The organism is Pseudoalteromonas sp. MMG005 (assembly GCF_018101015.1).
GTDB lineage: Bacteria > Pseudomonadota > Gammaproteobacteria > Enterobacterales > Alteromonadaceae > Pseudoalteromonas > Pseudoalteromonas aurantia.
Window position 1 is genome coordinate 23,518 of record NZ_JAGJEK010000007.1, and the last position, 22,914, is coordinate 46,431.

At 41.3% G+C, this 22,914-nt stretch carries 21 protein-coding genes and 1 CRISPR repeat array; of the genes, 15 read left to right on the forward strand and 6 right to left on the reverse strand.

Features of this window, described 5'->3' with window-relative positions; all coding sequences use genetic code 11:
- The first annotated feature begins 707 nt into the window (after window positions 1-707).
- The 3 genes from J8M01_RS06940 to J8M01_RS06950 all read left to right on the forward strand — a co-directional run bounded on the left by J8M01_RS06940 (window position 708) and on the right by J8M01_RS06950 (window position 1,641).
- The gene (locus J8M01_RS06940) at window positions 708-857 is read left to right on the forward strand and encodes a hypothetical protein (RefSeq protein WP_211057491.1); all 150 of its coding nucleotides are present in this window, start codon (window positions 708-710) and stop codon (window positions 855-857) included.
- A gap of 36 nt (window positions 858-893) precedes the next feature.
- Entirely contained in the window at window positions 894-1,037 is a 144-nt protein-coding gene (locus tag J8M01_RS06945; protein ID WP_211057492.1) for a hypothetical protein, read from the forward strand.
- A 136-nt stretch (window positions 1,038-1,173) separates the two neighbouring features.
- Entirely contained in the window at window positions 1,174-1,641 is a 468-nt protein-coding gene (locus tag J8M01_RS06950; RefSeq protein WP_211057493.1) for a hypothetical protein, read from the forward strand.
- Here J8M01_RS06950 and J8M01_RS06955 read toward each other — a convergent pair whose 3' ends face one another.
- Window positions 1,642-2,199, reverse strand: a complete 558-nt coding sequence (locus J8M01_RS06955; protein ID WP_211057494.1) for a DUF4879 domain-containing protein — start codon at window positions 2,197-2,199, stop codon at window positions 1,642-1,644. It abuts the gene before it with no gap.
- A 523-nt stretch (window positions 2,200-2,722) separates the two neighbouring features.
- Window positions 2,723-4,130: a CRISPR direct-repeat array (repeat unit 28 nt; unit sequence GTTCACTGCCGCACAGGCAGCTTAGAAA).
- Window positions 4,131-5,174: 1,044 nt separating this feature from the next.
- Here J8M01_RS06955 and J8M01_RS06960 point away from each other — a divergent pair.
- Window positions 5,175-5,345, forward strand: a complete 171-nt coding sequence (locus J8M01_RS06960; RefSeq protein ID WP_211057495.1) for a hypothetical protein — start codon at window positions 5,175-5,177, stop codon at window positions 5,343-5,345.
- A 178-nt stretch (window positions 5,346-5,523) separates the two neighbouring features.
- Complete coding sequence (locus J8M01_RS06965; protein WP_211057496.1) at window positions 5,524-5,667, forward strand: hypothetical protein; 144 nt, start codon at window positions 5,524-5,526, stop codon at window positions 5,665-5,667.
- Between the two features lie 226 nt (window positions 5,668-5,893).
- On the opposite strand, the gene J8M01_RS06970 is transcribed toward J8M01_RS06965, so the two are convergent.
- From J8M01_RS06970 to J8M01_RS06980, 3 genes are all read right to left on the reverse strand, one after another.
- On the reverse strand, window positions 5,894-9,733 hold the full coding sequence (locus J8M01_RS06970; protein ID WP_211057497.1) for an ATP-binding protein: 3,840 nt from the start codon (window positions 9,731-9,733) through the stop codon (window positions 5,894-5,896).
- A gap of 431 nt (window positions 9,734-10,164) precedes the next feature.
- Window positions 10,165-11,739 (reverse strand): ATP-binding cassette domain-containing protein, encoded by a 1,575-nt coding sequence (locus J8M01_RS06975; protein WP_211057498.1) that lies wholly within the window; start codon window positions 11,737-11,739, stop codon window positions 10,165-10,167.
- Between the two features lie 447 nt (window positions 11,740-12,186).
- On the reverse strand, window positions 12,187-12,378 hold the full coding sequence (locus tag J8M01_RS06980; protein ID WP_211052786.1) for a hypothetical protein: 192 nt from the start codon (window positions 12,376-12,378) through the stop codon (window positions 12,187-12,189).
- Window positions 12,379-12,716: 338 nt separating this feature from the next.
- On the opposite strand from J8M01_RS06980, the gene J8M01_RS06985 reads away from it, so the two are divergent.
- The 4 genes from J8M01_RS06985 (at window position 12,717) to J8M01_RS07000 (ending at window position 14,895) form a co-directional block, all read left to right on the forward strand.
- On the forward strand, window positions 12,717-12,914 hold the full coding sequence (locus J8M01_RS06985; RefSeq protein ID WP_211057499.1) for a hypothetical protein: 198 nt from the start codon (window positions 12,717-12,719) through the stop codon (window positions 12,912-12,914).
- A gap of 63 nt (window positions 12,915-12,977) precedes the next feature.
- The gene (locus tag J8M01_RS06990; RefSeq protein ID WP_211057500.1) at window positions 12,978-13,166 is read left to right on the forward strand and encodes a hypothetical protein; all 189 of its coding nucleotides are present in this window, start codon (window positions 12,978-12,980) and stop codon (window positions 13,164-13,166) included.
- Window positions 13,154-14,239 carry a DUF6596 domain-containing protein gene (locus J8M01_RS06995; protein WP_211057501.1) on the forward strand — a complete coding sequence of 362 codons (1,086 nt, stop codon included), beginning with the start codon at window positions 13,154-13,156 and terminating at the stop codon, window positions 14,237-14,239. The genes J8M01_RS06990 and J8M01_RS06995 overlap by 13 nt, the downstream gene beginning before the upstream one ends.
- Window positions 14,240-14,475: 236 nt before the next feature.
- A complete protein-coding gene (locus tag J8M01_RS07000; RefSeq protein ID WP_192509429.1) occupies window positions 14,476-14,895 on the forward strand; it encodes a hypothetical protein in 420 nt (139 codons plus the stop codon).
- A gap of 62 nt (window positions 14,896-14,957) precedes the next feature.
- Here J8M01_RS07000 and J8M01_RS07005 read toward each other — a convergent pair whose 3' ends face one another.
- Together J8M01_RS07005 and J8M01_RS07010 are read right to left on the reverse strand one after the other, a co-directional pair.
- Window positions 14,958-15,893, reverse strand: a complete 936-nt coding sequence (locus J8M01_RS07005) for a hypothetical protein (RefSeq protein WP_211057502.1) — start codon at window positions 15,891-15,893, stop codon at window positions 14,958-14,960.
- A 159-nt stretch (window positions 15,894-16,052) separates the two neighbouring features.
- Window positions 16,053-16,409: a YciI family protein gene (locus tag J8M01_RS07010; RefSeq protein WP_210997468.1), complete on the reverse strand. Its 357-nt coding sequence runs from the start codon at window positions 16,407-16,409 to the stop codon at window positions 16,053-16,055.
- 469 nt (window positions 16,410-16,878) lie between these two features.
- On the opposite strand from J8M01_RS07010, the gene J8M01_RS07015 reads away from it, so the two are divergent.
- From J8M01_RS07015 to J8M01_RS07040, 6 genes are all read left to right on the forward strand, one after another.
- Window positions 16,879-17,553 (forward strand): M15 family metallopeptidase, encoded by a 675-nt coding sequence (locus J8M01_RS07015; RefSeq protein ID WP_348772725.1) that lies wholly within the window; start codon window positions 16,879-16,881, stop codon window positions 17,551-17,553.
- Window positions 17,554-18,173: 620 nt separating this feature from the next.
- On the forward strand, window positions 18,174-18,749 hold the full coding sequence (locus J8M01_RS07020) for a sigma-70 family RNA polymerase sigma factor (protein WP_211052094.1): 576 nt from the start codon (window positions 18,174-18,176) through the stop codon (window positions 18,747-18,749).
- A 473-nt stretch (window positions 18,750-19,222) separates the two neighbouring features.
- The gene (locus tag J8M01_RS07025; RefSeq protein WP_318782641.1) at window positions 19,223-19,774 is read left to right on the forward strand and encodes a UpxY family transcription antiterminator; all 552 of its coding nucleotides are present in this window, start codon (window positions 19,223-19,225) and stop codon (window positions 19,772-19,774) included.
- On the forward strand, window positions 19,767-20,195 hold the full coding sequence (locus tag J8M01_RS07030; RefSeq protein WP_192509433.1) for a glycoside hydrolase family protein: 429 nt from the start codon (window positions 19,767-19,769) through the stop codon (window positions 20,193-20,195). The genes J8M01_RS07025 and J8M01_RS07030 overlap by 8 nt, the downstream gene beginning before the upstream one ends.
- A 6-nt stretch (window positions 20,196-20,201) precedes the next feature.
- Window positions 20,202-22,187 (forward strand): ATP-binding protein, encoded by a 1,986-nt coding sequence (locus tag J8M01_RS07035; protein WP_211057503.1) that lies wholly within the window; start codon window positions 20,202-20,204, stop codon window positions 22,185-22,187.
- Window positions 22,165-22,800 (forward strand): Pvc16 family protein, encoded by a 636-nt coding sequence (locus J8M01_RS07040; RefSeq protein ID WP_210997470.1) that lies wholly within the window; start codon window positions 22,165-22,167, stop codon window positions 22,798-22,800. Before J8M01_RS07035 ends, J8M01_RS07040 begins: the two co-directional genes overlap by 23 nt.
- Window positions 22,801-22,914 lie beyond the last annotated feature (114 nt).

Sequence of the window (22,914 nt, forward strand, 5' to 3'; positions counted from 1 at the left end):
CGAAACGCTTTCGTTTTCATAGGTGGCGCAGCACTTCGATGTGAGGTCATGGCAGATTTTTTGTTCCAGACAAAACCTAAGTACCTGCATCCATGCAGGCAACGACCGATGTGACCCAGCTCCATGGATGGATTGTTTACACTTAAGTGTCAATTTCATGGACCCTGAAACAAGTTCAGGGCGACGAAGGTGGGTGAGTTTATCCGTTCACTGTCGCAGCGCTTCGATGTGAGGTCATGGAAGACCGATGTAGCCCAGCTCCATGGACGGATTATTCACGCTTAAGTGTCAATTTCATGGACCCTGAAACAAGTTCAGGGCGACGAAGGTGGGTGAGTTTATCCGTTCACAGCCGCACAGGTAGCTGAGGTGATGAGTAACCGAAGCACTTTCGTTTCATAGGTGGCGCAACACTTCGATGTGAGGTCATACACCCCCCGTCTTCCTGACGCAGGTCAGGATCCACAATATCGAATATGTTTTTCAGCATGGACCCTGAAACCAGTTCAGGGCGACGAAGGTGGGGGAGGGGCGATGAAGTTGGGTGGTTCGGTATATTTACTATCGCACAGCCGCACAGGTAGCTGAGGTGATGAGTAACCGAAGCACTTTCTTTTCATAGGTGGCGCAACACTTCGATGTGAGGTCATACACACCCCCGTCTTCCTGACGCAGGTCAGGATCCACAATATCGAATATGTTTCAACATGGGCCCTGAAGCAAGTTCAGGGCGACGAAGGTGGGGCAAGGGCGACGAAGATGGGGGATCGGTCACAGGCAGTTTAGAAATTGCGCGTATGTCTCAATCACCCCGTTCTTGTGTTCACTGCCACGCAGGCAGCTTAGGTGATGAGTGACCGAAACGTAGTTTCGCAGCACGAAGAAGTGAGGTCATGGATGACCGATGTGACCCAGCTCCATGGATGGATTGTTTACACTTAAGTGGCAACTTTATGGACCCTGAAACCAGTTCAGGGCGACGAAGGTGGGGGAAAGGCGATGAAGCGGTTGAGTCGACGTATTTATTACGCATTTAAAGAGGTCGACTCACTGCTATGCACATCACCTCGGTTAAGCGCCTGGAGAGAAAGTCAGTGAAGATAACTTCATATAGTGAAGTAGGCATGTGTTTTGCTTACAAGTTATACAACTTGTTAACAATGGATGTGTAAAATGAAAATAGCTAACCAAGCTTATGAATATACTCAAAATCAAGTTTCAAAAGTTAATAATAATCAAGCTGAAAAAGTCGGCAAAAACTCGCCGCCTACCGACAATCTGAGCAGCACCACTGAACAGCAAAAATTTGATTTTTCTAATATGACTTTGCAAGATTTATCCACGGCCTCTAAAGCTCTATATGACGAGGGAACACTTTCTCTAGGTCAGCATGCTGCACTTTCATTAAACTATGGTGCGACTAAAAATGGTTTGAATCAAGCCAGTGGCGAGGTGTCGTTATCAGCTTTACAGGCGGCTGAAAATAATAAAATTGATGTGATAGCGATGCAAAAAGAGCGATTAAAAGAGGCTGTACAAAATGGTGCTACACCCTCTCAAGTTCAGTTTTCTAAATCATTGATAAATACATTAGAAAGTTATCAATATGGTGGCGGTGGCCGTTTTCATACAAGTGCTTGATCAGCGTATGTATAAACGGTCATCTTCTAAGTTATTCGGAAAATTGATTGAGCGAGCACTTGCGGTCGCGCTGCCTGAAGTAAAGTTAGTATGGGGGTATTTCCAAATAACCAAATAACCCACAACTAAATTTCCTGATGTTACAGGTTGTGTATCAATGATTGATAAATTAGAACCGTTAATTTTTGCAAGGCGAGATGCTGGATTTGCGTATCCTACTTCCCTAGTGACGATGTATAACTCATTGCCGCCGTGATTTTGACTGGTTGAAAAAGCCGATTCTGTAACAAACTCCCACTGAGGGTATTGTGTTGAAATTGCACCTCTAATTTCGAATGAACTTAACGGGGCAGCCGGTGCCATAGTATGTACTTGGCCTGACTCTTTAATATATGTTTGATAACTATTATGAGTATCAATGATCTCTTGTTTTAGCTGCGCTTGATACTGTTGAAATTCCCAACTTTGCATTGCATTATTTAATAACTCCGTGCTATTTGCGGTAGCACATGTGCTGGCAACAACCGCTGCCATGAGTAATTTTTTTAGCGTATTCATTTCAATATCCTTCTTGGTTGGTTTGCGTTTGCGTATCTCGATTGTAAATTATAGGTTAATTTATGTGTGTCGAGTTGTTTGTTTTTTGTTCTCTTAATAGATGTGTGTATTAGCGTTATTGTTAGAAGAAAACACATTTATTGTCAGACAATGTACAACGTTAACGGTTGTTTTCGCTGGTAGAGTAGGTGGGTACTCACATACCCCAAATGAATTGAACCTGATATCATTCGATGAAAGCGTATTTCTTTTAAAAGTAACCGTACCTATAAGGTGATATTTGAGTACCGATTTAGGCGAGGTTTTAGTTATAACTTAAGGTAATAGCGCCTTGAATCTTGAAATAAATTCATGAAGATGAATAGATATGAGCTGTGATTAGTTACTCTAAAACCCTTTATTTTTCGCTCTTTAAAAAGTAACTATAAAACAGTAAGTTACAATTGGTCGTATTTTATATGGTTAAAATGGTATTTTAGCGGTAACGACTTGTTGTAACTTATTTTTATGATGATAGTCTATTGTTCACTGCCGCACAGGCAGCTTAGAAACAGATCGCAAGATGTAAAAAACCATGAATCAAGTTCACTGCCGCACAGGCAGCTTAGAAAGCTCGAGTATAGTTGAATTCATCTATGCAAGGGTTCACTGCCGCACAGGCAGCTTAGAAACACAAAGACAGCCCCCGTTTTTTCTGCTCTATGTTCACTGCCGCACAGGCAGCTTAGAAACGATGGATATAGGGCTACCAGAAAACGAGATAGTTCACTGCCGCACAGGCAGCTTAGAAAAGATACGTGTCCAGTTGATAAGCTGGACTATTGTTCACTGCCGCACAGGCAGCTTAGAAATGTAATGAGTCATTAAACGCCCTACCCACAATGTTCACTGCCGCACAGGCAGCTTAGAAATTAGCTCGAACCATAGCGATAAAACACAGGGCGTTCACTGCCGCACAGGCAGCTTAGAAAGTTCTCCCTGAAATTCCATAAATCATATTAAGGTTCACTGCCGCACAGGCAGCTTAGAAATTGGGTTGTCTGTTTGCAATATCAAATGACCCGTTCACTGCCGCACAGGCAGCTTAGAAATTACGGCAAAGGTGCTCCGGTATACGTAAACAGTTCACTGCCGCACAGGCAGCTTAGAAAATGCTCGCTCTAGCTGCATTTCTTTGCCTTTTGTTCACTGCCGCACAGGCAGCTTAGAAAAAATATGAAAGCCCGCATCGACTTTACCCCGCGTTCACTGCCGCACAGGCAGCTTAGAAACATAGATGTGCTGCCAGTAGCGAGTCGTTAATGTTCACTGCCGCACAGGCAGCTTAGAAATCGATAGATACGCAGCAAGATCGCTTTGATTAGTTCACTGCCGCACAGGCAGCTTAGAAAGCACCAAGGGATGTACTGGATGACATAGGCGCGTTCACTGCCGCACAGGCAGCTTAGAAATCTTGCAGTAATGCTTGAGCTTACGCTTGCAAGTTCACTGCCGCACAGGCAGCTTAGAAAAGTTGAATGTGATGTGCACATTACATGGCACAGTTCACTGCCGCACAGGCAGCTTAGAAATCTATGTTTTCACCAAGATAAGCATCATCATAGTTCACTGCCGCACAGGCAGCTTAGAAATTCGCGAGCTGCTAACCAAGTGTTTAGTTCAGGTTCACTGCCGCACAGGCAGCTTAGAAAAATTGTTACGCAGCAAAAACGAAAAGTCGTGAGTTCACTGCCGCACAGGCAGCTTAGAAAAGAGAGACTGCATACCTACCTCTGGCTCTAGCGTTCACTGCTGCACAGGCAGCTTAGAAACATATCACTTCGCGGGCCGAGTGTTTGAACTGGTTCACTGCCGCACAGGCAGCTTAGAAAGCGCAGTACAACAAAGATTAGATAACTTATTTGTTTACTGCCGCACAGGCAGCTTAGGTGATGAGTGACCGAAACGCAGTTTCGCAGCACTTCGATGTGAGGTCATGGATGACCGATGTGACCCAGCTCCATGGATGGATTGTTTACGCTTAAGTGGCAACTTTATGGACCCTGAAACCAGTTCAGGGCGACGAAGGTGGAGGAAGGACGACGAAGGTGGAGGAAGGGCGACGAAGGTGGGGGAGGGGCGATGAAGTTGGGTGGTTCGGTATATTTACTATCGCACAGCCGCACAGGTAGCTGAGGTGATGAGTAACCGAAACACTTTCGTTTCATAGGTGGCGCAGCACTTCGATGTGAGGTCATACACACCCCCGTCTTCCTGACGCAGGTCAGGATCCACAATATCGAATATGTTTTTCAACATGGACCCTGAAACCAGTTCAGGGCGACGAAGGTAGGGAAGGTAGGGCAAGGGCGATAAAAAGGTGAGGGTCAGTATATTCAATGTTGCACAGGCGGCACAGGCAGCTTAGGCGATGAGTGACCGAAACGTAGTTTCGCAGCACGAAGAAGTGAGGTCATACACACCCCCGTCTTCCTGACGCAGGTCAGGATCCACAATATCGAATATGTTTTTTAGCATGGACCCTGAAACCAGTTCAGGGCGACGAAGGTGGCGCAGCAATTCGATGTGAGATTATACACCTCGTCTTCCTGACGCAGGTCAGGATCCACAATACCGTATATGTTTCAACATGGACCCTGAAGCAAGTTCAGGGCGACGAAGGTGGCGCAACACTTCGATGTGAGGTCATACACATCCCGTCTTCCTGACGCAGGTCAGGATCCACAATATCGAATATGTTTTTCAACATGGACCCTGAAACCAGTTCAGAGCGACGAAGGTGGGGCAAGGGCGATGAAGTTGGGTGGTTCGGTATATTTACTATCGCACAGCCGCACAGCCGCACAGGTAGCTGAGGTGATGAGTAACCGAAGCACTTTCGTTTCATAGGTGGCGCAACACTTCGATGTGAGTTCATACACACCTCGTCTTCCTGACGCAGGTCAGGATCCACAATATCGAATATGTTTTTCAACATGGACCCTGAAGTAAGTTCAGGGCGACGAAGTTGGGTGCTGCACTTCGATGTGAGGTCGTACACACTCGGTCTTCCTGACGCAGGTCAGGATCCACAATATCGTATATGTTTCAACATGGACCCTGAAGCAAGTTCAGGGCGACGAAGGTGGCGCAGCACTTCGGTGTAGGTCATACACACTCCGTCTTCCTGACGCAGGTCAGGATCCACAATACCGAATATGTTTCAATATGGACCCTGAAGCAAGTTCAGGGCGACGAAGGTGGGGGAAAGGCGACGAAGGTGGTGCACACTTCGATGGGGGAAAGGCGACGAAGGTAGGGCAAGGGCAGAAGGTTTAGTTTAAGATGAAGGATAGGGGCACAGAGCGTTTTTTATGGCTTAGTGTTGAAGTAACAGTAGCAACTAAAAATATCGTTGTAAGTTGGGCTTATTATGCTGACTCAGGCGCTTTAGATATCGCTTTCTCAGGTTTATCCTTGTTATTTTGAATTTGGGCTGCGTGTTGCTGTGAATACATAAAAAACCATATGTGCCTTCTTCGCTGTGTCATTTTTTTCATAGTGCAAACCCTTTGCATGACTTATTTCACTTTCCCCGAAGGGGGTTCTATTTGGTACTTCACAGTGTACCATGCGCCTATTTAATAGCACATATGCAATAAGGTGTCACAGTTTTGCTTATGAAATATTTTCTGGTGTTATGCCTATTTATTGACTAGGTTTCAGGTTTGTTTAAAAGCGTGTTAGCGGGCAATGCGACTTCGACCAATGTACCTTGGTTTAGTTCACTGAAGCATTTTATGGTGCCGTTGAAATGTTGATGAATAATGTTGTACGCAATGCTTAAACCTAATCCAACTGCGCCATCTTGTATGGACGTGGTATAAAAAGGGTCGAAAATTTTGTCAATGAGCTCAGGGGCGATGCCTTGCCCATTATCTTGACAGCGAATAATGAGGCGTTGCTCAATAAGATGGTAACTCAAGCGAACTTCTTTAGAGGCTTGTTCGGTAAATGCATGCTGTAACGCGTTATGTATTAATATTAGTAACACTTGGTTAAGTGAATTTGAACTGGCGAAAATATGGAGGGAGTCTTGAGAGTCTAAGTACAAACTGATGTTTTTGGTTTGGGCTTGTGTTGCGGCTACTGCGATAACTTGTTTGCATAGTGTATGTAAGTCAATTTTACCGATTTGTGTATCACTGCTATTGGCTGCTACTTGTTTAAATTGTTGAATTAATTCGGCGGTTCTGTGCAGGTTTGGGGTCATTAAGTCATGGGCTTGTTGGTAGCGCTCAATAAATACTTCTAAAGTTTGGCGTTTAAGTTGGTTGCTGGTGAAGTCGAGCTCTAGTTTTTTGAAGTCTTCATCTAATGTTGAAAGCGCTGTCATGGCAATGCCTAATGGGGTATTTACTTGATGAGCAACTCCCGCGACCAGATGTCCAAGACTGGCCATTTTCTCTTGCATAACCAGCTTTTCTTGGGTGGTTTTTAACTGCTCTACACTGAATTTTAGTTGATCATGTACCTCAATTAAATTTTGATGTGACTTGGCATTAGCAAGTGCAATCGCGGCATATGATGCGAGTGTTTCGAGTATGGTAATATCATTTTTAGAGTAGCTGTTTTCTCTAAAACTTTGCATACCAATTACACCAATGACTTGTTTTTGAATGCTCATTGGGACATAAATCATAGAGACCGCTTGTGCGCCGGTTTTGCCATTGCTGAGCGTGTGAATAGTTGAGTCTGGGTTTGGGTGATACAACTCAAATTGCTGGTCATAATTATTGATTAAAATACTTTGGTTATTAATGGCGCAATGCACCGCAAGCTGGCCAAGGTTATTCAAAGAGCGCTTGTATGTTTCAAACCGTATACCTTGCTCTGTTGCAAACTCAAAGACCAAATGTTCTCTGTCTTGATCAATTAAGCCAATACCAAAGGTGTCAGCACACGCTATTCCGGCCATGTGCTCATAAATATCATGAAACACTTCATCTAACGTTAAATGACTGGTGAATTGCCGACCTATTTTGTTAATTGCAGCGAGCTCTTGGGTACGCTGATCAACTAATACTTCCAAATATTTTGCCCGAGCTTTAACAATATCAATGCGCCATTTAAACAACCCACTGATAATTAAGGTAACACTCATGGCAATCAGTAACTTAAACCACTGGGTTTGCCAAAATGCCGGCATAACATTGATAGGCAGCTTTAGGGGTTTAACTTGTCCAGCAACGTTATTGTATTGTGCACGTACTTCTAATTGGTAATGTCCAGGGGTTAAATTTGTGTAACTGATCCATCGACTATTTTCATCTAAAGGCAGCCAGTGCTCGTCTAAACCAATAAGCCGATATTCGTAGGTAATGTGTTTCGCGTACACTAGATCAATAGCAGCGATTTGGGCACTGAATGTGCGCCCATTAGGGTCTAACGTCGGCACTGTATTGGTGGGTACGGCATAAGTCTTTCCTCCTTGTCGCCATTTACGTATCACAATCTCGCTGTTATGGGTTGGGGCATTGTAGCCGTCAGGTTCAACGATGAGCACGCCTCGGGTTCCGCCAAACAACATGGCACTGCTGGTCTTTTGCGTATAAGAACCGAGCCAAGTTGTACCAATACTGGCCCCTTCGTCTGCGCCGTATTGATGTAACTGACTTTTATCAAACTCTAAAATTGTGGCGCCGCTCCATAAGCGACCATTACTGTCTATTAATGCATTGCCACCAGGCTTATAAGAGCCTAGCCCCATCGCGTTTTGTTTATCAAAAAATTGGGGCGTATCTGCATTAGCATTGGGAATTTCATCAAACCCGGTTGATGTGACCACGTATAACCCATCTGCTTTATTGGTGATCAGCCCCAGTACGTAATTGTTACTAATATCACTGTTATGGGCGCTATATTGTTCAAATAACGTGGCATTAGGTCTTAATCTAAACAATCCTAAATGGCACGCAACCCAGAGGTTTCCAAACTTATCTTCGTATAGGTTGGTAATACTATCGAGTAAAGGTTGGTTATCAGGTTTATTAATAAAATCGCAGCGGGAGAATGCATCATTTATGATACATGCCCCTCTGTTCGTGCCAACTGCAACTCGACCATCGCTCAACCCCAATAATCGAAAAATGGAGACAGACTGTAACCCTGCTATTTTTTGTGCAACGGCCTTTTGGTTGGGAATATCAAGTCGCATAATACCCTGTGCATGTGTGCCAGCCCACACTGTGCCTGAGTCGTCTTGCGTTAAAGCGATAACGCTGGTGAGTTGTTCGCCGCTCACAGTTTTAGAAATATGGGCAATTTTACCTTTATAAGGGTTAAATATGTCGACCCCCCCATTTTTACTGCCAAACACCCAATGGCCGTTATTGAGTATGGTTACGGCGCGGATATTTCCATTGCTTAATCCGGTGTTGGTCATTAATGAGTGGCGAATGTGTGCGAAATGTCCGGTGCTGTTTAGGTCTAAGCGTTGCAGCCCCCCGCCCCAACTGCCGATCCACAATGAATTATCAGGACCTTTAATTATTTTGCCTAAATCGTTAAAGGTGAGGCTAGATATGTTTGATGGGTCGTGCACGAACTGGCGTAAGAAAGTCTGTGATTGAACGTCAAACAACCAAATACCTTCACCGTAATTTGACGCCCAAATATACCCATCATCTGATAATACGGCATTTCTAAAATAAGACTTCTGCGCCGTGCTAGGCATGTTCTTTGGCGCTGATACATGGTTTTTACCATCCCAAATCCACAGTCCTCTGTGGGTGCTAATCCAGTAGCTACCGTGTTGGTCGGCAATAATGTCTCTTACATTTAAATGTGATACGGCAGCAATAGTTTGTACTGAATCATTTTTTATTTCTACCACACCATAGGTGCCTGCGATCCAAATAACATTGGGACTGGGCTCAAAAATACGATAGGTAATGCCGGTTATATTATGAGGTAAGGCATATAATTGACTCACTTTACCTGTTTTATCTAGTTTATTAACACCTTTGTCGTGCCCTACCCATATAGACTGCTGTGAGTCAACGAATACACTGCGTAAAGAGTTACTGGCCAATTTTGCAGGAACAGTTGTGGTGTTATAGCGGGTTACTTTGGCATTTTTAGGGTTTAGACTGGCCAGTCCGTTACTGCGAGTGGCAAGCCAAATAAGGCCTGACGCTTGCTCTGCGATGCTAAAAATATAGGAGCCCGGTAAGCTGTTGATATCGTCTTTTTTATGCTTATATCGATTGAAGTGATAGCCATCATATTCGACTAGGCCGCTTTGAGTCGTCAACCACAATACGCCATTATTGCTGACCAACCCTGAGGTAACAACCCCATTAATGATTTGCTCTTCATCATCAATGTTTTGAAAAGCGGGCTGGCTAAATGGGAAGTTAACGAGTGGGCTGGCATTGGCGTAGCCAAATGCCCCAATGAGCAGAGTAAACTTGACCATTGCTGATAAAATACTATTTCCATAGCGGTTTTTCATCCATGCAACAGAGCAAATACGCACTGGTTTTCTTTTCATAGTTGTTACCCTGTTCGGGATGATCAAAGTATACGCTATCAGTATTAAATGCCAATTATTGCAGCATTAAAAACGATATGAGACAAATGAGGGAGAATTATGAATACCCACTTCTATTTCGTTTTTTAATGATGATGGGTGGTATTGCGTGTGTACATTATACCCATTTTTCGAATTACCTTATTAAAAGTAGGTACAACCGAGCACATATCAATAACGAATAAAGTGTAAGCCCCCACCATGTTACAACAATATCTAATAGGGTATAAGTATGGCACTTACAGCGTGACCTGCGCAGGTTTATATACATTAAATCTATGGAAAATCAGTGTGGCGTACAACAAGTAACAATAATAAGCACAGTGCTGGTGACAAAAAACACCAACACTGTGCTTATATTTAGAAGGTTTGGTTGCATTCACATGTCATGATTATAAATTGAGCGTGTGGTCAATGTTTACATGAGCAATAAAAGCAGGGTCATGACTGACGAGTAATATGGCACCTTGATAGTGTCTGAGTGCGCTGGCGAGTTGGTGTTTTGCGTCAGCATCTAAGTGATTATCCGGCTCGTCGAGTAATAATATAGGTTGATTGGGTTGATGACTCACAATGAGCATAGCTAATTTCATTTTTTGCCCTCCACTTATATGCATTGTAATGCTGTAAACATGGTCTTTTTTGAAGCCAATACCTGCCAGTAAGGTACGCGCTTCACTTATACTAAGAGTTGGGCAAAGCGAAGTTAAATTGTCTAATACGCTGTGATTGAGCTTGAGCAACTGATAGTTTTGATCTAAACAAACGGTCGTTGAGTTGAGCTGCAATGTGCCCGACGTAGCTGGTATTTTTTGTTGTAACACATTCAATAAGGTTGATTTTCCTGCGCCATTGTTGGCACTAATATGCCATTTCTCACCCTCACGTACGACAAGATCAACGGTGGATTGTGTGCCATAGGGGAGTTGTAGTTGTAGCGCTCTTATTAAGGTTTTTCTTTTGCGGGTTACGTGCGACTGTAATGCAAAATGGGTAAGTACAGTGTTGGTCTGTTTAGCAAAGAGTAGATTGGCTTTGTGTGTTAGTTTAGCATGTTGTTGCATGGCCGTGATTTTTTGGCGCTTTGTATTGGCTGAGGCGTGGTCTTTTTTGGCATCCAATAATACTTTTGCTTGGCTACCTTGCTTACGTAAGGCATTACCTTGTGCTGCGCGTTGTTGGGCTTTTTCATGACTTGTTTGCGTAGCCAATTGTAACTTACGTTGTTCGCGTTTTATGTGATCAATTTGCTGATTTAAAGCCTGCTCAAGGCGTCCTTTGTGACCTAAAAAATCGTGATAATTACCTGAAAATGCCGTTAAACCATGGGGAGTAAGTTCATAAATTTCCGTCATTTCCTGCAGGAGTAGTGGGTCATGACTAACAATTAATATTGCGCCATTAAATGATAGCAATTGCTCAATCAACCATCGTTTCCCCTGGAGATCTAAATGGTTGGAAGGTTCATCGAGGATGAGGGCCTGATGGTTGGCGTTAAACAACTGCCATAATTTTAATCGTGCAAGTTGACCACCACTTAGGCTACGGCAGTGCTGCCAGTAATCAGTACTAATATTAAGCGCATTAAGTTGTGTTTTGAGCTGCTCAGCCAATAACCAGTTATCACCAACAGTGGCAAAGTCTTTAGGGTCGCAACTCCCCATGGAGATAGCATCTAAGGCATGTAAACTCGCTGAAAGCCCTAAAAATTCGGCAATGGTCAATGTTGACGTGGGCGATTTTTCTTCGTGATGCTGGGTAAAATAGCCAATATTTGTATGACAAACCACGTCACCTTGAGTTGGGGGGATCTCACCTCGAATTACTTTAATTAATAAGGATTTACCTATGCCATTACGACCAACAAGTGCTGCACGCGATGCCGTTAAGTTCCAAGATAAATTGTGAAAAAGGGCGTCTCCACCTGAGAGCTGCAAACTGAGATTATGAATTTTAAAAATGGGCACAATGAGCCTCCTGATAAAAACAGGCGCAGTGAGGTAGTCAATATGCGAGATGTTGCGACACTGTCGCGAACTTATTTAATAGGTATAGAGCTACGCCCACTAACCCTGTAGATCCAAAAAAAGAATGAGAATTCGGATAACAGGACTTAGTTGTTCATGACGGCGTACACTCCACAATAGAAAGAGGCACCCAGTGTAATGGATTTATCAATAAAAATTCAAGCGCTTACTGATGTTTAATAGCTGGCTCTATAGGCTTTTGGTCAGCTCAGCAAAGAGTCAAGAGCGTTTTTTGTAATAGAGCATCAAAATTACGAACGTTCAGTTATTATCGTAAAAGGTGACGTTTTCGTTATTCATGATGGTGATAAGCAATTGCAATGGTGAGGCCGTTGGCTATGGTAGCCAGAGTACTCTGGCTACGCTTAGCGCTAAGGTCATATTAAGCTAGCAACCCGAGGTGTAATCCCAGCATTTCCATGCACCAGTACATAACCGTGTATCGTCGCATTGCCGCATTGTATCGCAAAACGCTGAATTTGGGCCACCTCCAGCTATTTTTGGTGTTTGCGCATGACCTAAGCCTTTACCTTCTTGGTATAAACATTTTAAGTGAGTCTTAGTCAGTTTTAGTTTCATAAGTATTTCCTTCTATTCTGATGTTAAATTACTACCTAACATAAATTGCATACAATATATTGTCAATGTGTTTTCAATTCATTTACAGTGCACCGCTGTCGGCTTGCGTCATATTATTATGCGTTTCATTACTGTGATGTGAAGAAGCTTGGTCAAGCTCTTACGCGTTATGTAAAAGTGGCGCTCGATGATTGACTGTTAAGGTTTTTAACTAACCTCAGGTTTGGCTAAGGGTTTTGGCATAGAAAATGTTTTGCAAACAAACTTACGTACAATCCCATGATGATATTTTTTTCAATATCAAGGCGCTTTTATGCAGTCATAGCGGGCTATTACAAATGAAAGCAACGCCGAGAGTGAGAAAAATAGCTTTATTTGGCAAATTCGCTTATCCAGAGCTGAGGTTAACTAACGAGTTGCATGTTTACACAACACGGTGGATAAGCAATAAGCGTTGGGATTACATCGCTTCGCAATTTATTTATGACACTGAATACACGCTAGTGGTGATAGGTACAAATAGGGAGGTATCGTAGATATAACAAAATGTGATTTCTCGTGTTAAGTTATTAATACGTGAACGGCAAAGGTATTACACTGTGTGGCAACAGCAGCTTGCATTACTCTATAAATCTCAATATCGTAAAATTATTGCGGTGCTCGTCAAGCTCTTTGGTATTCATAATATTCAGCTTGCTGAAGATGTAGCTCAAGATGCTTTTAATAAGGCATTATTGAAATGGCCAAATGAAATGCCTGATAACCCTGTGCTTGGTTGCTCACTGTAGCTAAGAATCAAGCCTATGATGTACTACGAAAACAACAAACCCACGACCAATATAGCATGCAAACCATAGCTTGGCAGGCCAGTAACACTCCCCTAGCACGTTCATTGGATGATGCCTTTGCTGAATCACAAATTCAAGATGATCAACTCCGTCTCATTTTTTGTGTATGTCAGTGTGATATCAATATTGAGAATCGCATTGGGTTTGCTCTAAATGTGTTATGTGGACTATCAAGCGCAGCGATCGCAAGAGCATTGTTACTTAAAGAAGAAACAGTAAAAAAAAGACTTTACCGCACAAAAAAACGCTTAGCACAAAGTCAGTTTGAACTGCCAGAAAACCATAAACTTAATGCGTCATTAGAGGCCGTTCACACCATTTTATATCTATTGTTTAATGAAGGGTATTTAAGCTCGAGTGAACGAGAGCCATTTAATGAAATGCTCTGTGCTGATGCCATTGGCATGACTAAACTATTGTTACTTAATGATGATACCTTTAATGGCGAGACCTTAGCGCTATTGGCATTGATGCAGTTTCACTTTGCACGTTTTAACGCTAGAAAAGATAGCCAAGGAAAAGTTGTCTCACTTGATTTACAGCAACGTTCGTTGTGGTGCAAAAATCTTATCGGTGAAGGGCAAGAGTTATTAGTTTTGTCTTTAGCATATCAACCAAAAATGCTTGGGCGGTTTTTAATTGAAGCACAAATAGCGCAATTACATTGTATGACAGCTGATTTTAAACACACCCCATGGAGTATGATAATTCGTTTGTATTCTATGCTGTATCAAGTAACGGGATCTGCACATGCATTGCTGAATAAAGCGATAGCACTTGGTTATGCAGGGCAATGTGGTGAAGCGATTGGGTCATTGGAAAACCTGACTAACAACAGTGAGTTTCAACAAAGCCATGCGCTTGATGCTACTTTAGCACACTTATATGCGCTAAAAGGCGATAGAAATATGGCGTTAATTCATGCTGAGTTGGCAAAAAAAAGAGGTGGGACTATATTGGAGCATCAAATTATCCGGCAACAGTTGCAACGCTTGTTGGATGATTTACATTAATTTAAATATATATGTGCAGTTTAATTAATTTTTATTAGTAAATTAGCAATAAATTGGTTGTGGTTTTTTTTTAGAATTTAATTTGTTTTTTATTTTATTTACATAATGTGAATTATGATGTTCTTATTTTTTATTTGTACCACTAAAGTCTAGCTATTAAGTATTAATTTATTTATATACTTTGTAATTGAGTCAGGAAGGCTCAAATTGATATTATTAAATTATAAGGTAATAAAATGAAAAATACACTGGTAGCAATTGCAGCATTAATGTCTTTCAATACACTTTCTGCGGATTTAACCTTTCAAAACACAAATGAAATGAGCTATGCAGAAATTAACGATGTAAGAAATAAACTTTCTGATTCTGAATTATTAAAATTTGATAATGCTGTCAACATGCAAATGAGAATGGCTGTAGTATATAATGATATGAACTACAGATCTCAGTATCGAGTTATTGTTGAAGATACGCCAGATTTCCGAGTTATTGGTTTTAATGACAATACCACGGCAATTAAAGTTTATAATGCGATTGGCGTGACTGTTTATCAAAAAGCGAATTATGGTGGTCAATATAGAACGATCATAGGTGATTTAGCCGACTTTAGATTAATTGGTTTTAATGATGATACGAGTTCTATGAAGTTCTTTTAACGGGCATAGCCAATAATGAAGTCGACCTTGTTTGAGGCACTTCATTATTGGGTGAGGTTTGCTTATTGGTTTAAATCACCAGAAATACGGCCTTTGATATTATCGATACTCACGCTACCAGATCCTGCATCTGAAATATGTAAACTGCCAGCGTGGTTTACTTCTATGTCTCCCGAGCCGTCTTCAATCGTGACTTTACCCGCAATTTTTGCCACTGAAATACTGCCACTGTCATCTTCTATTTCAACATTCTTTTGTGCTCGGTACACATTTAAATCACCACTGCCATCATTGATGGAAATATTACCTTGCGCGTTTTTGATATTGAGGCTGCCTGAGCCATCTTTAATGTATATTTCACCCACTGTGTCGTGAACTTTCATATCACCTGAGCCATCCACGATATGAATATCGCCTTGTGCGTGACTAATATCGAGGCTCCCAGAGCCATCCTTAATATCGATTGCATAGCCACCATTGATATTAATATCACCTGATCCGTCATCAATATTAATATTGTGACCGCCGTTGATACTGATTCCACCGGAATTATCTTCAATGTTGATATGGCTTGTTATTCCCTGAATATGGATGTCGCCAGAGCCATCATCAATATCCAACGCCATAGTCTCTGGTACATAGACGACTAAATCAATACGGGGGCTTTGGTTACCGACGACCCAGACATTACCACTGCGAGAACTGGTTTCCGCAATTAACTTGGCTGTGCTGCCAGAGGTGTCTAATGTAAAAGTGTACCCTGACCCGTCGTAAGTATAAATATCGGCATCAACTTTGATTTCAGACAGGTTTGGCGCGCCTATTACTTTTAAAGAGCCAGCACCAAGGTTGGCATCAAGAGATGTCAGTCCTGCAGTGCTTACTGCCAATTGTTGTGTTTCATGCTTGTCTGCTTTTGCCGCGGCACCGCCAACGTGAACAATACAGCCACTTAAGACTAAAGCTGCACATATTGGAGTAAGAATCTTGATCATCATTTTGTTCCTTTGAAGGAGTTTGCTTTTATGTTGAAGAAGCAATCATAATGCCAACAGTTAACTTATTGATAATTAATGTATTGTGGTTTTTTTATAACGTCCGATACGGACATCGGACGTCCGTTTAACCAAAAAATCGCCTTTTTGACGAATTAATATTTAGCTGTTGTCGGTACACATGATTTGTCGAATTTCGACTTCAACACCAGGATAATCAAATATTGGGCACGATTTAGCCAATGTGGTTGCATCATTTATATTGTTTGCTCGAATAATTGAGTACCCTGAAACCAATTCTTTGAATTCAGCTGCAGCAATATCAGTTTCAACTTTATCATTTGAAAGTCGCTTACCTGAATAATCAAGTGGTGAACCGCCACTGACGAGTTGTTGAGTCGCTTCTAATTGCGCCATCCATTGCCCCCATTTTTCCATACTTTTGGCCATGTCTTGTTCTGTTGTATTTGCCATCCAATCTGGATCGCCGCCTTTATAAATCAACATAAATTCATTCATGATATATCCTCGTTTTATTAAATAAAGTGTAAGTGTTCTATAAGTAGACGTTGTGAGTGTGTTATCGAGGACAATGCACAGACATAAATTTATTTTTTTATAGGCACTCAGTATTATGTTTTGACAGTAAAGCGTCCCAGTGGTGTTTGACCACAGTGGTAGGCCTGTTTTTACGCTTTATAGTTTGTGTTTCGGTTTTTTATTGAGTTGAACTATCACAACCTTCATATACTCGTTGATTGCCTTTATGCTATTTGGCTAATTTTTTATTAGCTTTAATAAGAGCCTGGCTAATTTTCCGGCTCTGTAAATGGGGACGACTGATGGACGGTAAGTCTTGTTTTAAATGAGTATTGAGGTGAATTGTTATCAAGGTACTGTTTCTCTTGAGTTTCATAGTGCTGGCGCTTCATACTTGATTCATATTGTTTTGATATATTTATAACTAAGCTACATATAAGGGGTTTTCGTGATTAAGTCGATATTTTTAAGCGCTATTTTTGGTGCTTGCATGATCAGTGGGCCGCTTGCAGCGAATGAGTTGTATGATGTAAAAAAAGCCATTCCCTCAGTGTATTTTGATATTCGGTACTTCGGCAGCAATAACTTTGTTGGTACTCAGATTGATGGATATTCCGCCCCTAATTGTTTGTTATCTATTCCTGCTATCGCAGCGTTAAAAGTAGCGCAAACATCGGCTAAACAATTTGGCTTGAGCTTAAAAGTGTTTGATTGTTACCGACCCCAGCGTGCAGTAGATCATTTCGTAAAGTGGGCAAAAGATTTAACTGATAATAAAAATAAAGCGATTTTTTACCCTCAAGTAGAGAAAGCGCAACTTTTTGAGTTGGGATATATTGCGGCAAAGTCGGGTCACTCTCGTGGCAGTACATTAGATATCACACTGGTTGATAACCGCTCAGGCGCTGAACTTGACATGGGAACCGGTTGGGATTTTTTTTCTACGTTATCATGGCCTTCTTCTATGGAAGTCACCACACAGCAAAGAGCAAACCGCATGTTGCTAGCGAGCATTATGGCTAATTCAGGTTTTAAGGGCTTAAAAGAAGAGTGGTGGCACTTTACCTTGAAAAATGAGCCTTTTAAAAATCGTTATTTTGATGATGAAATAGCCGATAACTAAGCGATAATGTATCGTATTATTGCGTGATTGTTATTGGCGGTAATTTGACGCTAAGACAGAAAATATCGATTATTTGAGTTTTTTTGATGTGCATTTGATGAAAAATAGCACGTGTAGGCAATTAAATTGTAATGCCAAACTTAAAGTGACATCTGGTGGTTTTCGGTATTTTAGCGTGCATCTAGATGTGTTTTCATTGAAGTGGGCGGCCTCTTTGTTTGTTGTTAAATTTGCATTTATTTTGTGATTTATGTAAAAAATTTACATCTAACCCTTTCAATATCTAATACTAAATCATGTTTCAAAACAAGGTGGTATAAACAGCGAGTCATCACTTCTTTGAAAGTTAATCTATATACTTTAATTTCATAACCTTAAATAATAGGGCCATTTTTATGAGGCTTTTATTGTACGCTGTAATCCTATGTAATTGATATACTATACCGCCTATATATAATCTTCCCAGCACGATCATTACTATTTCTTGAATTATTGTCAGTATTCCTTTGTTATGTAATTTTAGCGTTAATGCTTGGTATGTAAAATGCTAAATAAATATTTTCACATAATTTTTTATTCTACGTCATTCCTCCGATATTTAATTATAAATTGGAGAAGTGATGTTGGTTTCAAAGGATTATTCTTGCGCGGATATTCGCGCGTTTCGAGGACACAGTGATTTTTGGGTTTTATGGAGTGAACACGAAGAACGACTTGTGCGGTGTTGTTATAAATGGTTGCACAATGATATAGATAAAATAGAAGATGCGGTGGCGCAAGCGTGTGAAAAAGCATATAAAGCTTATACAGCACGTGAGGACGATATTGAGAACGCTTTTGCGTGGTTGTGTCGTATTGTACACAACACGTGCATGGACGTACACAGAGCGAATACCAAACAACAAGAGCTCGTAAATCAAGTCTCAGAGCTTCCACAGGAGTTTTTTTTTGCTGATAGCTATTCTAAAACATTAGAATCAGAACTTATTCAATCCAATATTTACCATCGACTTATGCAACAAATCTCCTATTTACCTGCTGAATTACGTCAGGTTGTCGAGTATAAATTTATGCATGATTTAGAGTATCCAGAAATTGCAAGTAAAATGAAGTTAAGTCAAGAGAATGTACGTAAACGGGTGCAGCTGGCACGGAAGAAACTGTCAGGTCTTAGGGAGGAGTATCGCGCTGGATAATATTAACTAACCTCAGCTCTGGATAAGCGAATTTGCCCAATAAAGCTATTTTTCTCACTCTCGGCGTTGCTTTCATTTGTAATAGCCCGCTATTACTGCATAAAAGCGCCTTGATATTAAAAAAAATATCATCATTGGAATGTACGTAAGTTTGTTTTAAAAATATTTCCTATTCCAAAACCCTTATCCAAACCTGAGGTTAACTATTCGTTTTTCGCAAGATGTTACCAGTATTTTGCGCGAAGGTTTATTATCGAATCATTTTATTTTTAACCACATCAAAAAATTAATTTCCTGATTTTTAAGTTTATAAAAAATATAGTTACTCTCCTAATAATCAATATTTATTTCACAACACTGCAAGTTCTCCGTTAGTTTCATAACAGAAGTTGATTCTGGTAAAAAACTCAGCAAATAGCGTGTATTTGTTGTACTAACAAAATTGTTTCATATTACTTCATAACGGGAGTGATGTGGCGGAGCTTACCTGGACCTTTGATATGACGACAGAAAGACAATGGTATGTGGTGTATACCAAACCAAATACAGAGAAAAAATTTGCAGAGCAGGTTGAGCGCTTACAAAGTGACTGCGAAGTATTTCTGCCTTTAATAACCCAAACGCGTAAATGGAGTGACCGAAATAAAACTATCAGCACAGTATTGTTTAAATCATATGTATTCGTGTATTTAGATGGTAATGAATTTCAGCATATAAAGAGAATGGCGGGCTTTGTAAATTATGTCAGATTTAATAATCGGCCAGCGACAATTGCCTATGAACAAATTACCTTAATTAAACGTTCACTAAATACTGGATACGATATTTCAGTATTAGCGAACCGCTTAATTAAAGGCGCACGAGTAGAGATCATTGCAGGAAGCCTGCAAGGCTATGAAGGAACATTGATGGAGCTAAATAGCAAGCATGTTGTGGCGGTTGAAGTACATGGTCTTGAGCAAAGTATGCTCGTGAGTGTGCCCATCGAACTAATAAAAATTGTAGGAGAAGCGCATTATGGCTGAACTATCTCAACATGGGCTCTATGCATTAAAAGCACAGCTGATCTGTCACGAAGGCTTAGTGTGTAAGCCTTACAAATGTACTGCTGGTAAGCTTACCATCGGTGTCGGGCGTAATTTGCAAGAGCGGGGAATTACTGAGCAAGAAGCGGAATACTTACTCGATAACGATATTACTATGGTACTTGGACAAGTAAGTAAGCAGCTTCCAGTATTTAATCAACTGTCAGAAGTACGCAAGTTAGTGCTGTTAAATATGGCATTTAATTTAGGTATACAAGGCTTAAAGCGGTTTAAAAAAATGCTCGCAGCGTTATGTGTCGAAGAGTTTAATCTGGCAGCTCAAGAAATGTTGGATTCTAAGTGGGCTGAGCAGGTTGGGTATCGTGCCAAAGAGCTGGCCGATATGATGGCAAAAGGATAATGTGCTATGGCATCAATACAGGAAGAGCACAACGCTACCGTTGCCGCTGAGCGCCACTTGGCGCAATGTTTTTATGCATTTGGACTCGCTTTAAAAGAGGCGAATGAAGATCTAGAATCAGCTGCAACACAACTTCATAATGCCACGACTACGCTTGCCAAAACCACTCGTTTTTTAGGAGTAAAAGCGTGGTTTGATTTAACTGACTCTGAAGTTACGTTACTCGCTTTGGTGTATATTCAAACTCTGGACCCCGACTGTGTAGCGCCATTTATAGGTCTGAGTTGGTTTGAGCAAGGGCCGACTTTAAGCCTCGACAAGTTGTTAACACTAAATGATAAGTATCTGAGTAAACGTACATTATTGGCAGAAAATATTGGTTCATCTCGCTTATTTACATTAGGCTTATTGAATCAATCGAGTCACTATATGAGTTTATCTTGTGCAGTTCAGATATCGCCATTGTTACAGCAATATTTACAAAGCGGCTGTGTATCGAGCTCGGATGGCGCATTATTTAGTGTAATAAAGAAGTATGACATTGACCCTGTTTTTAGCTGCAGTTTTGCCAAAGAACAACATAAAATAATCGCAAAGTATACGCTTTTGAATCATGACAATGCCGAGCAGGCACTCTGGTATGGTATGCAATTAGCCGCTCATTCAACACTTTCAGTGAGTCAGTTCATTGGCGAAGCAGAAGAAGGAAAGCAGTACGATAGTCAAATACTGCTGGTGGAATTAGCTGAGTTACTGCTTAAGAATAAAGGCCAATCGGTTGTAATATATTGGCCTAATTGGGTGAACTATTTACACATAGCCTATCAAAATTTGCGAGCCATTATACAGCACTTGCCGCAGGTATATATTGTCACTATGGCTGAACCGCAACAGAGAAAACATGACATTGAGCATGTTGATGAGCGTGTAATTGTGATGCCAACTCAAGAAAAAGTCGCAAGCAGCTGGTTGGCATTGGCACCAGAATCTCAGGCTAGGCTCGAAGCACGTGCTTGGCAATTGGCAACGCATTACCCCATCGCTCTTGAACGTATGAACACACTATCACAACATGCCATTCAATTAATGCATACGCCAGAAGATTATTGGAGCACATTACAAGCACAATGTTTACAAACACAGAGTTTAGGGGGGGATGAATTGGCAAAGCTCAGTCAGTCGCGTTTTACTTTGCAAGATATGGTACTTGCCAATAGCATGGCACAACCATTAAAAGAGCTCGTGGCACGGGTGCGTTATCAAGCTGAATTAAAAGCGCGATTGCCTCGACTAAATCGTGGCTGTAAAGCGCTTTTTTGGGGCAAGCCCGGCACTGGAAAGTCGATGGCGGCAGAAGCAATAGCGGGAGAGTTACAGCTGCCTTTATATCTGGTTAACCTAGCAAATATTGCCAGTAAATGGATTGGTGAAACAGAAAAGCACTTAGCCAAGCTATTCGATTCAGCAGAGCGCCATAATGCGGTGTTGATGTTTGATGAGGCTGATGCCATTTTCGCCAAACGCAGTGAGGTAGAGTCAAGCCATGATAAAAATGCCAATATGGGAGTAAGTTATTTACTCCAGCGTATGGAGCATTACAGTGGTTTACTGTTACTGAGTACCAACTTTAAAGCAAATTTGGATGAAGCGTTTTTACGCCGATTTCATAATGTGGTTGAGTTTACTTTTCCCACCGAAACAGAGCGAATGACCTTGTGGCTGCATAGTTTAGGCGGTAATGCGGACGACGATTTACTCGGCGCGATAACGCCTCTAGCTCATCAGTTTGAGCTCAGCGCTGCACAGATAATAAATATTACCGAAACAGCGCTATTACAAAGTTTAATGGCGGGTAGAGCATTAATAGTTCGCTCAGATATTGCTTGTGCGTTAAAACGAGAACTGGCAAAACATCACGCCGGGTTTATGGCCCAACAAGACATTTTAAAGTGGTTACAAGGAGGGCATCATGGACCCAACGCTATTGTATAAATTACAGCAAGCATTACACGCGTTTATTACCGAACGAATATTGGCGATAGATCCGACTCAACAAGCGCTTTCGCAATCAGAACAAGGGGTTCAACTGAGCTTTAAAGCCCCTGATAAAGCATTTTTTGATAAAGTAGTCAGTGATATTCCTATGGTGAATTGTTATTTGATTGGCGTAAGTGAAGATGTTGCTCGTCGGCAAAGTGAAATTCCGAGAATGGAAGTGAATGATACGCAGTCAGGCAGTGTTTATTATAAAGAACCTAAATTTGTGACACTTACCTATATGCTGACCATCTGGAGTAAAGATGAAGAAAAAAGTGCTGAAATAGAGCACTTAATTTTAAGTTATTTACTCTGTGGTTTAGGACGTTACGACTTTTTACCTGCAGAAATATTAAACGCGCATGATATTCAACTAAACCCCTATGGCATACGCGCCCAGTTATTTGGTAATGAGCAAAGTGACAAGGTCAGTGGTCAGGTTTGGCAGGCATTGGGTTCATCACCGAAACCAACATTACTATTTTCACTGTCATTACCTATTCCGGTATTTGAACCTGTTGAGTTACCAATTGTACGTGAAATAAATAATGTATTAGATAAAAAATAACAGTTACGCGCATTTCACAGTTAACTTCTCGAACAAGACCAAACTTTTTACTTATCCGTATTAGGCAATCTAACTAATGCCCAGCAGCTCGTGTCTGAGCGAAAAAACCAAAGG

What these genes read in the sequence shown, in the direction of transcription:
- J8M01_RS06940 (WP_211057491.1), top strand. Translation starts at nt 708, where the DNA reads ATGGGCCCTGAAGCAAGTTCAGGGCGACGAAGGTGGGGCAAGGGCGAC.
- J8M01_RS06945 (WP_211057492.1), top strand. Translation starts at nt 894, where the DNA reads ATGGATGACCGATGTGACCCAGCTCCATGGATGGATTGTTTACACTTA.
- J8M01_RS06950 (WP_211057493.1), top strand. Translation starts at nt 1,174, where the DNA reads ATGAAAATAGCTAACCAAGCTTATGAATATACTCAAAATCAAGTTTCA.
- J8M01_RS06955 (WP_211057494.1), bottom strand. Translation starts at nt 2,199, where the DNA reads ATGAATACGCTAAAAAAATTACTCATGGCAGCGGTTGTTGCCAGCACA.
- J8M01_RS06960 (WP_211057495.1), top strand. Translation starts at nt 5,175, where the DNA reads ATGGACCCTGAAGTAAGTTCAGGGCGACGAAGTTGGGTGCTGCACTTC.
- J8M01_RS06965 (WP_211057496.1), top strand. Translation starts at nt 5,524, where the DNA reads ATGAAGGATAGGGGCACAGAGCGTTTTTTATGGCTTAGTGTTGAAGTA.
- J8M01_RS06970 (WP_211057497.1), bottom strand. Translation starts at nt 9,733, where the DNA reads ATGAAAAGAAAACCAGTGCGTATTTGCTCTGTTGCATGGATGAAAAAC.
- J8M01_RS06980 (WP_211052786.1), bottom strand. Translation starts at nt 12,378, where the DNA reads ATGAAACTAAAACTGACTAAGACTCACTTAAAATGTTTATACCAAGAA.
- J8M01_RS06985 (WP_211057499.1), top strand. Translation starts at nt 12,717, where the DNA reads ATGAAAGCAACGCCGAGAGTGAGAAAAATAGCTTTATTTGGCAAATTC.
- J8M01_RS07000 (WP_192509429.1), top strand. Translation starts at nt 14,476, where the DNA reads ATGAAAAATACACTGGTAGCAATTGCAGCATTAATGTCTTTCAATACA.
- J8M01_RS07005 (WP_211057502.1), bottom strand. Translation starts at nt 15,893, where the DNA reads ATGATGATCAAGATTCTTACTCCAATATGTGCAGCTTTAGTCTTAAGT.
- J8M01_RS07010 (WP_210997468.1), bottom strand. Translation starts at nt 16,409, where the DNA reads ATGAATGAATTTATGTTGATTTATAAAGGCGGCGATCCAGATTGGATG.
- J8M01_RS07020 (WP_211052094.1), top strand. Translation starts at nt 18,174, where the DNA reads ATGTTGGTTTCAAAGGATTATTCTTGCGCGGATATTCGCGCGTTTCGA.
- J8M01_RS07030 (WP_192509433.1), top strand. Translation starts at nt 19,767, where the DNA reads ATGGCTGAACTATCTCAACATGGGCTCTATGCATTAAAAGCACAGCTG.
- J8M01_RS07035 (WP_211057503.1), top strand. Translation starts at nt 20,202, where the DNA reads ATGGCATCAATACAGGAAGAGCACAACGCTACCGTTGCCGCTGAGCGC.
- J8M01_RS07040 (WP_210997470.1), top strand. Translation starts at nt 22,165, where the DNA reads ATGGACCCAACGCTATTGTATAAATTACAGCAAGCATTACACGCGTTT.